At 50.5% G+C, this 13706-nt stretch carries 16 protein-coding genes and 1 tRNA gene; 13 read left to right on the forward strand and 4 right to left on the reverse strand.

Annotated elements, in window-relative coordinates; genetic code table 11:
• Positions 1-5 precede the first annotated feature (5 nt).
• Genes gshB through ptsP form a run of 4 tightly spaced genes read left to right on the forward strand, consistent with a single transcriptional unit; the run spans position 6 to position 3441 of the window.
• Complete coding sequence (gene gshB, locus BCM14_RS01640; RefSeq protein ID WP_106226261.1) at positions 6-962, forward strand: glutathione synthase; 957 nt, start codon at positions 6-8, stop codon at positions 960-962.
• Between the two features lie 11 nt (positions 963-973).
• Complete coding sequence (locus BCM14_RS01645) at positions 974-1369, forward strand: PTS sugar transporter subunit IIA (protein WP_106226262.1); 396 nt, start codon at positions 974-976, stop codon at positions 1367-1369.
• A 52-nt stretch (positions 1370-1421) separates the two neighbouring features.
• A complete protein-coding gene (locus BCM14_RS01650; RefSeq protein WP_106226263.1) occupies positions 1422-1691 on the forward strand; it encodes an HPr family phosphocarrier protein in 270 nt (89 codons plus the stop codon).
• A 31-nt stretch (positions 1692-1722) separates the two neighbouring features.
• A complete protein-coding gene (gene ptsP, locus BCM14_RS01655; RefSeq protein WP_106226991.1) occupies positions 1723-3441 on the forward strand; it encodes a phosphoenolpyruvate--protein phosphotransferase in 1719 nt (572 codons plus the stop codon).
• Here the strand turns inward: ptsP and BCM14_RS01660 are convergent.
• Positions 3438-3776 carry a P-II family nitrogen regulator gene (locus tag BCM14_RS01660; RefSeq protein ID WP_106226264.1) on the reverse strand — a complete coding sequence of 113 codons (339 nt, stop codon included), beginning with the start codon at positions 3774-3776 and terminating at the stop codon, positions 3438-3440. The genes ptsP and BCM14_RS01660 overlap by 4 nt on opposite strands.
• 315 nt (positions 3777-4091) lie before the next feature.
• On the opposite strand from BCM14_RS01660, the gene BCM14_RS01665 reads away from it, so the two are divergent.
• From BCM14_RS01665 to BCM14_RS01705, 9 genes are all read left to right on the forward strand, one after another.
• Entirely contained in the window at positions 4092-4346 is a 255-nt protein-coding gene (locus BCM14_RS01665) for an accessory factor UbiK family protein (protein WP_106226265.1), read from the forward strand.
• Positions 4347-4428: 82 nt separating this feature from the next.
• Complete coding sequence (locus BCM14_RS01670; RefSeq protein ID WP_106226266.1) at positions 4429-5976, forward strand: YifB family Mg chelatase-like AAA ATPase; 1548 nt, start codon at positions 4429-4431, stop codon at positions 5974-5976.
• A gap of 165 nt (positions 5977-6141) precedes the next feature.
• The gene (rpmI, locus tag BCM14_RS01675) at positions 6142-6339 is read left to right on the forward strand and encodes a 50S ribosomal protein L35 (protein ID WP_106226267.1); all 198 of its coding nucleotides are present in this window, start codon (positions 6142-6144) and stop codon (positions 6337-6339) included.
• Positions 6340-6353: 14 nt separating this feature from the next.
• Entirely contained in the window at positions 6354-6713 is a 360-nt protein-coding gene (gene rplT, locus BCM14_RS01680; protein WP_106226268.1) for a 50S ribosomal protein L20, read from the forward strand.
• A 93-nt stretch (positions 6714-6806) separates the two neighbouring features.
• On the forward strand, positions 6807-7829 hold the full coding sequence (gene pheS / locus BCM14_RS01685; protein ID WP_259673440.1) for a phenylalanine--tRNA ligase subunit alpha: 1023 nt from the start codon (positions 6807-6809) through the stop codon (positions 7827-7829).
• Between the two features lie 27 nt (positions 7830-7856).
• Positions 7857-10268: a phenylalanine--tRNA ligase subunit beta gene (gene pheT / locus BCM14_RS01690; RefSeq protein ID WP_106226270.1), complete on the forward strand. Its 2412-nt coding sequence runs from the start codon at positions 7857-7859 to the stop codon at positions 10266-10268.
• A gap of 13 nt (positions 10269-10281) precedes the next feature.
• On the forward strand, positions 10282-10590 hold the full coding sequence (locus BCM14_RS01695; RefSeq protein WP_106226992.1) for an integration host factor subunit alpha: 309 nt from the start codon (positions 10282-10284) through the stop codon (positions 10588-10590).
• A 104-nt stretch (positions 10591-10694) separates the two neighbouring features.
• On the forward strand, positions 10695-11111 hold the full coding sequence (locus BCM14_RS01700; protein ID WP_106226271.1) for a MerR family transcriptional regulator: 417 nt from the start codon (positions 10695-10697) through the stop codon (positions 11109-11111).
• Between the two features lie 47 nt (positions 11112-11158).
• Positions 11159-11235, forward strand: a tRNA-Pro gene (locus BCM14_RS01705).
• A 67-nt stretch (positions 11236-11302) separates the two neighbouring features.
• Here the strand turns inward: BCM14_RS01705 and BCM14_RS01710 are convergent.
• Genes BCM14_RS01710 through BCM14_RS01720 form a run of 3 tightly spaced genes read right to left on the reverse strand, consistent with a single transcriptional unit; the run spans position 11303 to position 13671 of the window.
• Entirely contained in the window at positions 11303-11593 is a 291-nt protein-coding gene (locus tag BCM14_RS01710) for a DUF3303 domain-containing protein (protein WP_106226272.1), read from the reverse strand.
• 49 nt (positions 11594-11642) lie between these two features.
• Entirely contained in the window at positions 11643-12995 is a 1353-nt protein-coding gene (locus BCM14_RS01715; RefSeq protein ID WP_106226273.1) for a sensor histidine kinase, read from the reverse strand.
• The gene (locus tag BCM14_RS01720) at positions 12988-13671 is read right to left on the reverse strand and encodes a winged helix-turn-helix domain-containing protein (protein ID WP_106226274.1); all 684 of its coding nucleotides are present in this window, start codon (positions 13669-13671) and stop codon (positions 12988-12990) included. Before BCM14_RS01720 ends, BCM14_RS01715 begins: the two co-directional genes overlap by 8 nt.
• Positions 13672-13706 lie beyond the last annotated feature (35 nt).

Genomic DNA, 13706 nt, shown 5'->3' on the forward strand with positions numbered 1-13706 from the left:
CTGTTATGAATGTGCTCTTCGTGCTTGATCCCCTTGACGATCTGAAGGCTTACAAGGACAGTTCTGTTGCAATGATGTTTGCGCTGAATAAGCGCGGACATCAGATCACTGTCGCCATGCAGGGTGATTTATTCATCCTGACTGGCCGAGTGCACTCAGTTACCCAGCCGATCAATCTACATCCGGCTGCTGATCTTCATGGCCAAGGCTGGTATTCGATTACCGAAGCTACCGCAGAGCGCGATTTGAGTGATTTCGACGCAGTCATCATGCGGAAGGATCCGCCATTTGACATGGAATACGTCTATACGACGCACATGCTTGAGTATGCAGAGCTCCAAGGTGCGCGCGTTTTTAATCGTGGCGATGCAATTCGGAATCACCCTGAGAAGCTGGCAATTACCGAAGTCCCTGAATTCACCACCCCCACGCTAGTCACACGCGACATGGCCCGAATCAAGGCTTTTCGCGACCTACACAAAGATGTCATCGTTAAACCACTGGATGGCATGGGCGGCACAGGCATTTTCAGGTTATCTGAAAATGAGCCAAACTTAAATGCGATCCTCGAATCACTGACTCACGACGGCACTCGCAGCATCATGGCGCAGCGCTACATCCCTGAAATAAAAGACGGGGATAAGCGCATTCTGCTAATTGGGGGCGAACCTGTTCCTTTTTGTTTGGCCCGCATCCCACTGGCTGGCGAAACCAGAGGTAATCTGGCTGCGGGTGGCCGGGGCGTAGCACAGCCACTTACTGACAAGGACTGGCAGATCGCGAAAGCAATCGGTCCGAGACTTGCCGCTAGGGGATTATTACTAGTGGGTCTCGATGTCATTGGTGAGTACGTGACTGAAATAAACGTGACAAGTCCAACATGTTTCGTTGAAATTACTGAACAAACGGGCTTTGACGTCGCGGCTCGCTTTGTGGATGCACTCGAAGCTGTACTCAGTTAAGGTTGCGTTGAATGATTGCAATCATGATTGTTGCGCACGTACCGCTGGCTTCAGCCTTAGTTGATTGTGCGAGGCATGTCATTGGTCATGACCCAGAGGTCATCTCAGTTGATGTTTTTCCCGATGAATGCGCGGCGGACTCTGCACCGTTTCTATCCAAACGAATCATTGCGGCCGATCAAGGACATGGCGTGTTGGTTTTGACTGATTTGCCTGGCGCCACCCCCTCAAATATCTCTGTTACGGCTAGTCACTTAGCCCAAGAGGCCGGCGTGCCATGCTGCGTGTTGGGCGGGGTGAATGCATCTATGCTCATTCGCGCCATCAACTACAGACAAAGCAACTTGGAGGATGTGGCCACCGGCGCATTAGCTGGTGCCACACAGACCTTGAGACGTGTAGACTAACGATAATTGAGTTTGGCTTACTATTCGCACTCGAACCCATAAAAATTTAATCATGCCACAAGTTGATATCGTTATTTCAAATAAGCTTGGTTTGCACGCGCGCGCAGCAGCAAAGTTGACACAGCTAGCAAGCCCGTTTTCTGGCGAGGTTTTCATTACCAAAGGCGCGCAGCGCGTCAATGCAAAAAGCATCATGGGTGTCATGATGTTGGCTGCTGGGGTAGGCACGACCGTGACTATTGAAGCGACGGGTGGTGACGCAGATCGCATATTGATCGATATCAAGGCCCTATTTGATGACAAGTTTGGCGAAGGACAATAGTTCGTCAATACCGCAAGCACGGCAAGCCATGATGTGCTTGTACGGGAAAGGTGTGGCCCGAGGCTATGCAATTGGACGTGCTGTGGTTTTGGGCGCTACCGCCCTCGAAGTGGCTCACTACCGTATTAGTCCAGACGCCGTGGTCAGCGAGAAAGCTCGGCTAACGACGGCGTTAAAAGCAGCTCAAGATGAGATGCGAGAGTTGGCCACAACGTTGCCCGATGATGCTCCGCGCGAACTGGCCGCGCTTCTAGATGTACACAGTATGCTTTTGGCGGATCCTTTGCTGGCGAACGAGGCGTTACTGCTGATTGAGGCGCGTCATTACAACGCAGAATGGGCTCTGACTGCACAAGGTCAGATTCTCGGTGAGCAGTTCGCAGCAATGGAAGACGAATACCTTCGTGAACGCGGTTCAGATGTTCGACAGGTGATCGAACGGGTCATAGACGCCATGTCTGGCTCCAAGTCTTCGCGATCGCTAGACAAAATCCAGAAAACCGACGAATCGCTGATTGTCGTTGCCCACGATATTTCGCCCGCTGACATGGTTAGGCTAAGAGGGGCGAGCTTTGCTGGTTTTGCGACTGACCTCGGTGGGCCAACGTCTCACACTGCAATCGTTGCGCGAAGCATGGCTGTCCCCGCGGTGGTTGGACTTGGGCATGTACGCTCCCTCGTTTCAGACGGAGACGTTGTCGTCCTGGACGGGGCCTCTGGCACTGTGATCGTTAATCCGCCAGCTTTTGCACTGCAAGAATACCGGCAAATGCAACAGGATTTCATTGCCTATCGTGAAGAATTGGCGCTACTGAAAAACGTTGAATCAGTCACCCTCGATGGCATTCGAATTGGTATGTTGGCAAACATAGAGCTACCCGAAGAGGCGGAGCTTGCCATTGAAAACGGAGCTGATGGGATAGGCTTGTTTCGCAGTGAATTTCTGTTTATTGGTCAAACAGACCTGCCCGACGAGGACCAGCAGTACCAAGCGTATTCGAAAGTGGTTAAGACAATGGCTGGCAGGCCAGTGACGATAAGAACCCTGGATATTGGTGCAGATAAGACAATGGACGGTGAGCTAGCCGTCACAATGAACCCGGCGCTGGGGCAGCGAGCAATTCGTTATTGTCTGGCAAGGCCAGAGTTGTTTGCGACTCAATTGCGCGCGATTTTGCGCGCGTCAGCGCATGGCAAAGTAAAAATTCTGATCCCCATGATCGCTCACATGCACGAGATCCAGTCAACTAAACTCGCCCTGGCTTCGGCAATGAGAGATCTCGACGAACGAGGTGATGAGTACGATGCCGCGGTTGAGCTGGGAGCGATGGTTGAAGTCCCAGCAACAGCCATTGCAATTGAGCCATTTGCGCAGCTTTTAGATTTTTTATCGATCGGTACCAATGACCTCATTCAATACACTTTAGCGATCGATCGAGCTGACTCAGAGGTTGCTAATCTTTATGATCCACTACACCCTGCCGTGCTGCGTCTGATTGCAAACACAATCAACGCCGGCGAAAGGGCGGGCAAACCTGTGTCGGTATGCGGAGAAATGGCAGGCGACCCCAAACTGACACGCTTGCTATTAGGATTAGGCTTAACAGAATTTTCTATGCATCCGCAACAACTGCTGGACGTAAAACGAGAGATTCGCAGAGCCCACTCGAATGCATTGCGCACCCAGGTGGCAACAATCCTGAACCGGGGCCAGCCTATCGACCCCGACTTACTTAATGCACAAAATTAAAGTGCCGATTCGCCCGTCTCGCCAGTTCTGATACGAACAACTTGTTCAAGCGGTGCAACAAAAATCTTGCCATCACCAATCTTGCCTGTTCTGGCAGCCTGCTCAATTGTTTCGATTGCTTGATCAACTAAATTGTCCGCAACGGCGGCTTCGACACGCAGTTTGGGCAAAAAGTCGACAGCATACTCAGCGCCACGGTAGAGCTCTGTATGTCCCTTTTGTCGGCCAAAGCCTTTTACCTCAGTAACAGTCAAACCTTGTACACCTAACGTGGATAAAGCAACGCGAACTTCGTCTAACTTGAATGGCTTGATAATTGCAATGATCAGCTTCATGGATCTGTCCCTAAGTCAATTGTTGTGACGTAGTTTGCTAAGCAAAAGCCGTGCCAACACTTGACACATTATTGAAATGCACCCGTCTAGATCGCTTCATCAAGTTGTCTTTTTTATTGCAACGCGATGACAAATCTTCTTGCATGCTTTATTTTGGTGCATTGACAGGTGAACACGCTATTATTTAGGGCGAAGCAAACCCGAACACTCCGCTATGCTTACAAACAAGGTTTGTATTAGCTAGTAGGTTTTTCGCACAGTCCGGTAAACTAGGCGTCTGCCGATTGTGGATGTGCAACTTTGTAAGGTCGCTCAATGAAATCTAACGCGTGGTTTGAACAGCTCCAACAAAATGTATCCAACCTAGTTGCCAAGAGCCCGGCGGCGGACGTCGAACGTAATGTACGCGCGATGATGGGGAGTGCATTTAACAAGATGGATCTCGTCACTCGCGAGGATTTCGACCAGCAGATCGCTGTGTTGCGCAAAACAACAGAACGGGTTTCCGCGCTCGAAACACAAATACGTGCTCTCGAAACTCGGATCGCTGAGCTTGAATCTAAGCCTTAACTGCGTTGTGACAATTCGGTCCGTATCACCTTTTAATCGAGCCTGAACAACCGCATACTTGGTCCCTTTTGAAGGGTGAAGTATGACACTCGCCATTTTGCACAGCAGGGCTCTGATCGGCATGGTTGCCCTACCGGTTAAGGTAGAAGTTCACCTTGGATCAGGACTACCCAGCTTCACAGTCGTCGGCCTGGCTGATGCTGAAGTAAAAGAGAGCCGTGAGCGGGTTAGGGCAGCTATTCAGAGCAGTGGGTTTGATTTTCCGAATGGAAGGCTCACCGTTAATTTGGCGCCTGCCGATCTGCCCAAAGAGTCAGGTAGATTCGATCTACCTATCGCCTTAGGTGTCCTGCTTGTATCTGGGCAAATTGATTTACCCGAGCTATCGCTAAAAAAAACAAATGAAGCCTGGGTCCCCACACTGAAAAAATACGTGTTTGCTGGCGAGCTTTCCCTGACCGGATCCTTAGTTCCAATACGGGGAGCAATCGCGATTGCCATAGAAGTAGTGCACGACAGACAAATCCTGGGTCTGGTGTTGCCAAGGCAGAGCGCTTTACAAGCAGCAGAAGTACCGAATGCAAAGATACTCGCGGCAGACTCGCTGAAGCAGGTCGTGGATTTTTTAAGCGGTCATCTGCTGCTTGGCTCGGTTAAACCAGCAACTGACACGCACGAAGAAGGTATGCATCCATGCATGAGTGATGTGCAAGGCCAGGAAACTGCGCGCAGAGCACTTGAAGTCGCAGCAACTGGTTCGCACAGCATATTGTTGATTGGCCCGCCAGGTATCGGGAAGAGCATGCTCGCGCATCGATTACCTGGTATATCCCCACGTATGACGCAAACTGAGCGGATGCAGGTCACGGCGATTGCATCGTACCTGGACTCGGCTAACGCCAAGATTCATAGCCGACCTTTCCGAGCTCCTCATCACAGCGCATCATCTGCCGCAGTCGTGGGCGGAGGCAAAATGCCTCGGCCAGGGGAGATCACACTCGCTCATCAAGGCATTTTGTTTTTAGACGAAATCCCTGAGTTTGACCGGCGGACACTTGAAGCCCTGCGAGAGCCGCTTGAGCACCGTCAAATTTCGATCGCCAGGGTAAATCACAAAGTGATTTACCCTGCTGACTTTCAGCTTGTCGCTGCAATGAATCCTTGCCCCTGCGGATACGGTGGTGATGGTCTGGGGCGTTGCCGCTGCACGGCTGAGCAGATCAGGCGCTACCAAGGGAAACTATCTGGTCCCTTGCTTGACCGGATTGACATGGTTATTTGGTTGAATCGATCTGGGGTGCCAGATACTGACGCAAAAAAACCTGAACCATCGGTGGTGATCAGAAGTCGTGTGGATCTAGCCAGTCGCGTTGCGTTGGATCGCCAGGGCTGCCGTAACGCACACTTGGAAGGTCAGCGTCTTGAAGCTGTCTGTCAATTAGACCAAGGTGCCCAACAACTAATGTGTGAGTTAAGTCGCCGCTATCGTTTATCCAAACGCTCGTTCGTTAAATTGCAGAGGCTTGCCCGAACCAGTGCCGATTTAGACAACAAAACAGACATTTCGAGCGTTCATATCGCAGAAGCTTTCAGATATCGAGTAGAGAATTTAACTTGCTTCACGACTTGACTTGCGTAAAATCGAAAATTCGCCTTATAATCAAAGGCTTTCCTTCATATTTGTTCTTAAACAAAACTGTTGTGGGATAGAAATCCAAGTGCGCTTCAGGTTACCAAGATTTGCATCAGGCAAAGCACCTGCAAGACACAAGTGTAAAAGTAAGGATTGTTCATCATGCCTAAGATGAAAACCAAGAAAAGCGCTGCAAAGCGCTTTCAGGTCCGCGGTAGCGGATCTATCAAGCGGGGTCACGCGTTCAAACGCCATATCCTGACCAAAAAGACCACTAAGACTAAGCGCCAGTTGCGCGGTTCTGCAGCGGTTCATGAAACTAACATGGCTTCAGTCAAAGCCATGATGCCTTTCGCTTGACAGGAGACTAGAACATGCCTCGCGTAAAACGTGGTGTAACGGCACGGGCCCGTCACAAAAAAATCATTTCGAAAGCTAAAGGTTACCGCGGTCGCCGTGGCAATGTCTTTCGTATCGCCAAACAAGCGGTTATGCGTGCTGGTCAGTATGCTTACCGCGATCGTCGCAACAAAAAGCGCACGTTCCGCGCGTTGTGGATTGCCCGTATTAACGCAGCAGTGCGTGAACATGGCGTGACTTACAGTGTATTCGTCGCTGGCCTCAAAAAGGCAGCGATTGAGCTTGATCGAAAAGTACTGGCCGATATGGCTGTGCGTGACAAAGCTGGTTTTGCAGCTGTTGTCAATCAAGTCAAATCGGTACTGGCTGCTTAAGCAGTCGAAGCTGTGATTGCAAAACGGGGCCCGTGGGCTCCGTTTGCATTTCAGGCAGTGCACTACATGTCGTTTAAGGATGCTTTGGATACGATGACTGATACCGCCAACGATTTAATCGAGCGCGCTCGCTCCGAGTTCGCCAAAGCTGGGGATGCTGCGTCACTGGAGAACGCTAAGGCGATTTTCTTGGGCAAACAGGGTTTGCTCACAGAGATGTTAAAGAGCTTGGCTAAGCTTGACGCCGAGCACAAGCGCAGCGAGGGCGCACGCATTAATGTCCTTAAACAAGAAGTAGAAGCGCTGCTGAATGGACGCCGTCACGAGCTGGCTCAAGCTCAGCTGGCTGCTCGTTTGGCACTTGAAACGATCGATGTGACATTGCCCGGAAGAGGGCGTGGCATTGGTGGTATTCATCCCGTTGCGCGTACCTGGGAACGCGTCGAAAGCATTTTCAAATCCATCGGATTCGATGTGGCCGATGGTCCTGAAATCGAAAATGACTGGACCAATTTCACGGCATTGAATAATCCCGAAAACCATCCCGCCCGATCGATGCAAGATACGTTTTACGTTGATATGAATGGCACGGATGGCCTGCCTTTGCTATTGCGTACGCATACTAGCCCGATGCAAGTGCGTTACGCCAAGATGCACCAACCACCCATCAAAGTGATTGCGCCCGGGCGAACTTATCGCGTGGACAGTGATGCCACGCACTCACCGATGTTTCATCAGGTTGAAGGGTTATGGATCGACGAGAATATCTCTTTCGCAGACCTCAAAGGTGTTTACACAGATTTTCTGCGCTGTTTCTTTGAGACTGAAGATCTGGAGCTGCGCTTCAGACCATCTTTCTTTCCCTTTACCGAACCTTCGGCAGAAATAGATATGATGTTTACGTCGGGGCCAAATAAAGGACGCTGGCTTGAGATATCTGGATCGGGGCAAGTTCATCCCGATGTGATCCGCAACTTTGGACTGGACCCCGAGCGTTATATCGGTTTTGCTTTTGGCTCAGGCCTTGAGCGTCTGACGATGCTGCGGTATGGCGTCAACGACTTGCGGCAGTTTTTCGAAGGCGACCTGCGTTTCTTGCGTCAGTTCAACAATTAATCAGACTTAGAGCTCAAACGGTTAACTATGCAATTTCCTGAATCGTGGTTACGCACCCTGGTTGACCCTGAAATTTCAACTCAGGCACTATCGCATAAATTGACGATGGCAGGCCTTGAGGTTGAAGAAGAAAATCCCGTGGCTCCGATGTTTTCTGGCATTATCGTTGGCCGTATTGAAAGTACTGAACAACATCCCAATGCAGACAAATTAAAAGTCTGCGCGGTGGATGATGGTAGCGGCCAGTTACTGCAAATCGTTTGTGGTGCACCAAACGCTGCCGCAGGACTCAAGGTACCGCTAGCAACGGTCGGTGCGCACATGCCCGACGGTATGAAAATCGGTGTCGCAAAAATGCGAGGGGTCGAATCATCTGGCATGTTGTGTTCGGCGCGCGAGCTCGGTTTGTCTCAGGATCACGCTGGTTTGTTAGTGTTGCCAGACGACGCACCCGTCGGGCAAGATATCCGCCAAGCCTTAAGGCTTAACGACGTGCTATTCACGCTCAAACTGACCCCTAATCGCGCTGATTGCTTATCGATCCTCGGTGTGGCGCGCGAAGTTGCTGCGCTGACTGGCGCGAAGCTTACGCCCCCAAGTGCCGAGCCTGTTGCGGTAACGCTGAGCGATATTGTGCCCACTAGAATTGAGGCCACAGATTTGTGCGGTCGCTTTGTTGGCCGCGTTATACGAGGTGTCAACGCTTACTCCAAGACACCAGCTTGGATGGTTGAACGCCTGGAGCGAGCAGGACAAAGGTCTGTCAGCGCCTTGGTCGATATTTCAAACTACGTGATGCTCGAGTGTGGACGACCTACCCATGTATTTGATCTCGATAAGATGCATGGTGATTCTCTGACAGTGCGCTGGGCACGCAGCGGCGAGTCCTTGAAACTACTTAATGGCAAAACCATTGATCTCGACCCAAGCATGGGTGTGATCGTATCGGGTGGTCACGTTGAGAGTTTGGCAGGCATTATGGGTGGTGATTCGACAGCTGTGAGTTTGGATACGAAAAATATCTATCTAGAAGCAGCTTTCTGGTGGCCAGATGCAATCGCCGGGCGAGCACGTAAGCTGAAACTGACCTCCGAAGCCAGCCATCGATTCGAGCGAGGAGTTGACTTCTCAACCAATCGCGAGGATCTAGAGTTAATTTCACGTTTGATCATGGATGTCTGCGGTGGCGAGGCGGGTCCTCTTGATGATCAAATCGTCAACGTACCCAAGCGCCAGCCCGTAACGATGCGGTTAACTCGCTGCCGTCGCGTGCTGGGGGTTGACGTTAGTGCTGAGACTGCAGACGCTGTGTTTAAAAGCCTTGGGTTTGCATTTACTCAGCATGACGATAGTTTTGTGGTTACGCCTCCTTCCTACCGCTTTGATATCCGAATTGAAGAAGATTTGATCGAAGAAATTGCTCGCATTATTGGCTTCGAGAATATCCCTGCAGTACCGCCGCTCGCTAGGGCAAAAATGCGCATTGCTCCCGAAATTTCAAGAGGTACACATCAGCTCAGACACGAAGTCGCCGCGCTCGACTATCAGGAAGTCATTAATTTTTCATTTGTCGATGAGACCTGGGAAACTGACATGATCGGCCAGTCCGATCCAATCAAGTTACTCAACCCCATCGCCAGTCAACTTGCAGTCATGCGCTCGAGCTTGATCCCCGGTTTGATTGCAAATATTAAGTACAACGTTAACCGTAAGCAAAGTCGCGTGCGCGTGTTTGAACTCGGTCGAGTGTTCATGCGTGACGCTGCCGCCACGGATGGTCCCTTGTCGGTTGCGTTAGTAAGTCAACCTCAGAGGCTGGCAGGTGCTGCCTGGGGTGGGGTGCTTGATACCCAATGGGGTGTATCCGATCGGCAGGTGGATTTTTTCGATGTAAAAAGTGATATCGAATCGTTATTCGGCCAATTAGCAAACCGGTTGAAGTTCGTTCCGGACTCGCATGCTGCCCTGCATCCTGGCCGAAGCGCCAGGATTGAGTTCGATGGTCAATTCGCAGGCTGGCTAGGCGAGTTGCATCCACAATGGGTGCAAGAACAAGAGCTATCGACCGCCCCCGTGGTCTTCGAACTCACACTTGACAGTCTTTCTATCCTTGCTATGCCTCACCCTCAGGAGCTTTCTCGTCAGCCCGTGGTTCAACGTGATCTGGCTGTCTGGGTTGACAACAATACGGCTGTTGGCAGTTTGCTTGATATGATCAAGTCTATGACTCTTGAGTACAGTGAACTCTCTATTGTCAAACAGGTTAATCTATTCGATGTCTGGAAAGACAAGGCAGTTGAGAACTCGACAGAGAAAAGCCTGGCGTTCAGGTTCTTCCTTCAAGATGCTGAGGCGACCTTAGATGATGGGCGGGTTGATGCCTGCATGCTGAAAATACGCGATGCACTCGCTTCGCATTATGGCGCACGTCAACGTTAAAGGGACCGAGACCATGACTGATAGCCGTACCCTAACCAAAGCCGAGATGGCTGATCTGCTTTTTGAACGTGTTGGTCTGAACAAAAGAGAAGCTAAAGACATCGTTGACACGTTCTTTGAAGAGATTCGGGATGCATTGGCTAACGGTGATGCTGTCAAGCTATCAGGCTTTGGCAACTTCCAAGTTAGAAAAAAGCCAGCTCGCCCCGGTAGAAATCCTAAGACAGGTGAGACGATTCCGATTGCAGCGCGCCGCGTCGTGACGTTTCATGCCAGCCAGAAGCTTAAAGCAGAAGTTGAAGCTGTGATTATTAAGTCTTGATAACGTTGAGTTTCGATCTAGATAATCTACCATTGCCTATATCGTTGACTATGTGTAACCTATACGCAGTTTGATAAAAATATGACAGTTCGACATTCCAGCACATGATTACGTCAGACAAGTCTGTTAGTTTGCCAGCAATACCCGCCAAACGATACTTCACCATTGGTGAAGTAAGCGATTTGTGCGGTGTGAAGCCGCATGTCCTGCGCTACTGGGAGCAAGAGTTTACCCAGCTCAAACCTGTCAAGCGCCGAGGTAACCGGCGTTACTATCAACACCACGAAGTGCTCTTGATTCGAAAAATTCGCGAGCTTTTGTATGAGCAGGGTTTCACCATATCAGGTGCTCGTAACAAATTGGGTGAAGGCAAAGCTGCTGCGACGGTCGACCCTGACGCGGCAGTTCGTTTAAGTGGCCAAGAGCTGCAAGCATTGCGTCAAGAGTTAACCGATATCTCTGATTTGTTGAGCAGTGCCCTTGGCAATGAATCAAGCAAAGGCCAGCTCGATTTGCATTGAGCCGTCCAGCTGAAGACTGGTCAAGCTCTGCTATACTCCTTGTCTTTCGGGGCGTAGCGCAGCCTGGTAGCGCACTTGCATGGGGTGCAAGGGGTCGAAGGTTCGAATCCTTCCGTTCCGACCATATATATCAAAGGGTTAGTGTTCACAAGACACTAACCCTTTTTCGTTGCTCTCTGCCCCGAAATGGATCAACTCGCTGCTTGACTCGCGAGAAACTGCTTAGCGACACCCGCGTCAAGCAAGGGATATACCTCAAAGTGCGCCGGGATAATATCCGCCCATTCATTCATCAAACGGTGCAAGGTCTCGTTCGAATCAACATTAAAGGTGACCGCAACGCCGCGACCAACACGAGGGTAGGCTGACTTAGCCACCCCTGAAGCAAGCAGCGGGTTCATCCAGTCCCAATATTTCATTCTATCGTTTGTCAACGACGTCGGTTTATCAGGGCGAGGTGTACTGATGACTAGAAATAACATTGTCTATCCCTTTTTAGAACCTGACAAACGAGTCAGGGGATCCTTGAGCCTAAGACGTGGGCAACAAGATCGTGACGCAAAGCCCCGGATTGGCGGCAGTTAAGCTTAAAGAGCCTCGGTGTAACTCGGTGATTGCAGCGACGATTGATAGACCAAGACCACTACCTTTTGTTGCGCGATCAATCCGTTGAAACGGTAATAACACTCTTGCATATTCTGCGACAGGCACGCCTGGCCCATCGTCCTGGACAATCAACGCTATCCCTTGATCGATGGCTTTTGCAGTCACTCGAATCGTGACGGCGTGCCCACCGTACTTCAAAGCATTATCTAAAAGATTCGCAAGCATCGTTGAAATCAGATCTTTATCGCCGTGAGCTTTTAAATCGCCATCTATCGAAAGTATGATTTGCGCCTCTTGAGCTTCAGCGAACGCGTCGTAGAGTTCAGTCAAGTCAGTCAACAGCTCTTCTATGTCGACTGCCGCAAAAGGCAGACGTTTTGTGCCGGACTCTGTTTCGGCTAGTTGCAAGAGTTTCTCTAAAATAATAATAAGGCTATCAATCTCTTCAATCGCGAATTGTGCTGAATCGCTCAACGTTTGGTCAGCATTGTGTGCTGCCAGCGCTTGCTCGAGTCTCCCGCGGATTAAACCCAGCGGTGTACGCAAATTATGAGCAATGGTGTTGGACACATGCTTGACGCCGTTCATCAAGTTTTGAGTCGTATCCAGCATACGATTGATGTCTGCACCGAGTCTTCCAAATTCGTCAGGGTTATCCGATACCTCGATTCGTCTGCTCAGGTTACCGGATTCAATGTCAGCCGTCGCCATCCGTATCGCACCGATGCGCCGCTCAATCTCACGGCGAAACAGAAGGGTACCCAAGATGGCCAGCAAAATAGACAGCGCGCCCCCGGCGGCAACGGCGCGGCCAATTAGTTCGCGTATCGCAACAAGATCCTTCATGTCCCGCCCAATGACTAACAACGATCCGTCTTGAAACCGATTGATCAGTACCCGACTATCGGAAGGCTGGCCATTTCGGACGATTTGCAAGTCTAAGATACGGTCTAAGGGTAACGTTGGATTTGACCAACCATTCAAATTCCCAGCGATTTTTTTTCGATCTGGTCCAAGCAATAAAAAAATCTCAGTGTCTGAGTCGACACCATCAGTTAGAGACTGTTGTATACGATTTGCTAAAAAAAACAGCCCCCGCTCGTTAACGTCTTTTTCAAAGCGCCCTTGGATTTCGAATAAACGGGAGTCGACGTTTTGTGCCATCACGAGCACTGTCCCGACATAAAAAGTGGCGCAGAGCAGCAAAACTGATGCAACGACTAAACCACCACAAATAAGCGCCAGACGAAAAGCGATCGAGTACCTGATACTACTCATTGATGCCGAACCGATAACCCGCACCGCGCACTGTGTGTAAAAGTGGGGGACTAAATCCCCGGTCAAGCTTGTTACGTAAGCGACTTATTTGCACGTCAATGACATTCGTTCCTGGATCAAAGTTGATATCCCAGACCGCTCGCAACAACATCGTGCGGGTCACAATCTTGTCCTGATTCTTAAAAAAATAAGACAGTAGTCGAAACTCTCTCGGCTGCAAAACAATGCTTTGACCACTTCGCTTCGCTTCGCGGGTTCTTAAGTCAAGGGTGAGATCTGCCAGTTTCATCAGCTGGGACTCTTCGGAGGCAGTTGCCCGGCGAATCAATGCGTCGACCCTGGCCAGTAACTCAGGCATGGCGAAAGGTTTAGTCAGATAATCATCGCAGCCATCTCGCAAACCACGGACCTTTTCACCAAGACTCGCCAGCGCGCTCAGGGCGAGTACGGGGGTGGTCAGCCCGGCTTTTCTCATTGCCGTGACAATCGACAAGCCTTCGAACTCATTGGGGAGCATCCGATCAATAATGATCAAATCCCACTGTCCGGTCAAAGCTGCGTTCAAGCCAGCGCTGCCGTCTGACAAATGAGTCGGCGCGTAGCCAGCAGCCGAAAGACCTGCTTTAAGGTAATCAGCCAACTCGATTTCGTCTTCAACGATGAGAACGTTATGCATGAGCCAAGTGTAATGCGTTTGCCGTGAGCAATAAA

The sequence above is a fragment of the Jezberella montanilacus genome, from assembly GCF_003003055.1.
Lineage (GTDB): Bacteria > Pseudomonadota > Gammaproteobacteria > Burkholderiales > Burkholderiaceae_B > Zwartia > Zwartia montanilacus.

Bases quoted from the DNA above. Each gene is read 5' to 3' on its own strand.
- gshB (WP_106226261.1), top strand. From the start codon at position 6: ATGAATGTGCTCTTCGTGCTTGATCCCCTTGACGATCTGAAGGCTTAC.
- BCM14_RS01645 (WP_106226262.1), top strand. From the start codon at position 974: ATGATTGCAATCATGATTGTTGCGCACGTACCGCTGGCTTCAGCCTTA.
- BCM14_RS01650 (WP_106226263.1), top strand. From the start codon at position 1,422: ATGCCACAAGTTGATATCGTTATTTCAAATAAGCTTGGTTTGCACGCG.
- ptsP (WP_106226991.1), top strand. From the start codon at position 1,723: ATGTGCTTGTACGGGAAAGGTGTGGCCCGAGGCTATGCAATTGGACGT.
- BCM14_RS01660 (WP_106226264.1), bottom strand. From the start codon at position 3,776: ATGAAGCTGATCATTGCAATTATCAAGCCATTCAAGTTAGACGAAGTT.
- BCM14_RS01665 (WP_106226265.1), top strand. From the start codon at position 4,092: ATGAAATCTAACGCGTGGTTTGAACAGCTCCAACAAAATGTATCCAAC.
- BCM14_RS01670 (WP_106226266.1), top strand. From the start codon at position 4,429: ATGACACTCGCCATTTTGCACAGCAGGGCTCTGATCGGCATGGTTGCC.
- rpmI (WP_106226267.1), top strand. From the start codon at position 6,142: ATGCCTAAGATGAAAACCAAGAAAAGCGCTGCAAAGCGCTTTCAGGTC.
- rplT (WP_106226268.1), top strand. From the start codon at position 6,354: ATGCCTCGCGTAAAACGTGGTGTAACGGCACGGGCCCGTCACAAAAAA.
- pheS (WP_259673440.1), top strand. From the start codon at position 6,807: ATGACTGATACCGCCAACGATTTAATCGAGCGCGCTCGCTCCGAGTTC.
- pheT (WP_106226270.1), top strand. From the start codon at position 7,857: ATGCAATTTCCTGAATCGTGGTTACGCACCCTGGTTGACCCTGAAATT.
- BCM14_RS01695 (WP_106226992.1), top strand. From the start codon at position 10,282: ATGACTGATAGCCGTACCCTAACCAAAGCCGAGATGGCTGATCTGCTT.
- BCM14_RS01700 (WP_106226271.1), top strand. From the start codon at position 10,695: ATGATTACGTCAGACAAGTCTGTTAGTTTGCCAGCAATACCCGCCAAA.
- BCM14_RS01710 (WP_106226272.1), bottom strand. From the start codon at position 11,593: ATGTTATTTCTAGTCATCAGTACACCTCGCCCTGATAAACCGACGTCG.
- BCM14_RS01715 (WP_106226273.1), bottom strand. From the start codon at position 12,995: ATGAGTAGTATCAGGTACTCGATCGCTTTTCGTCTGGCGCTTATTTGT.
- BCM14_RS01720 (WP_106226274.1), bottom strand. From the start codon at position 13,671: ATGCATAACGTTCTCATCGTTGAAGACGAAATCGAGTTGGCTGATTAC.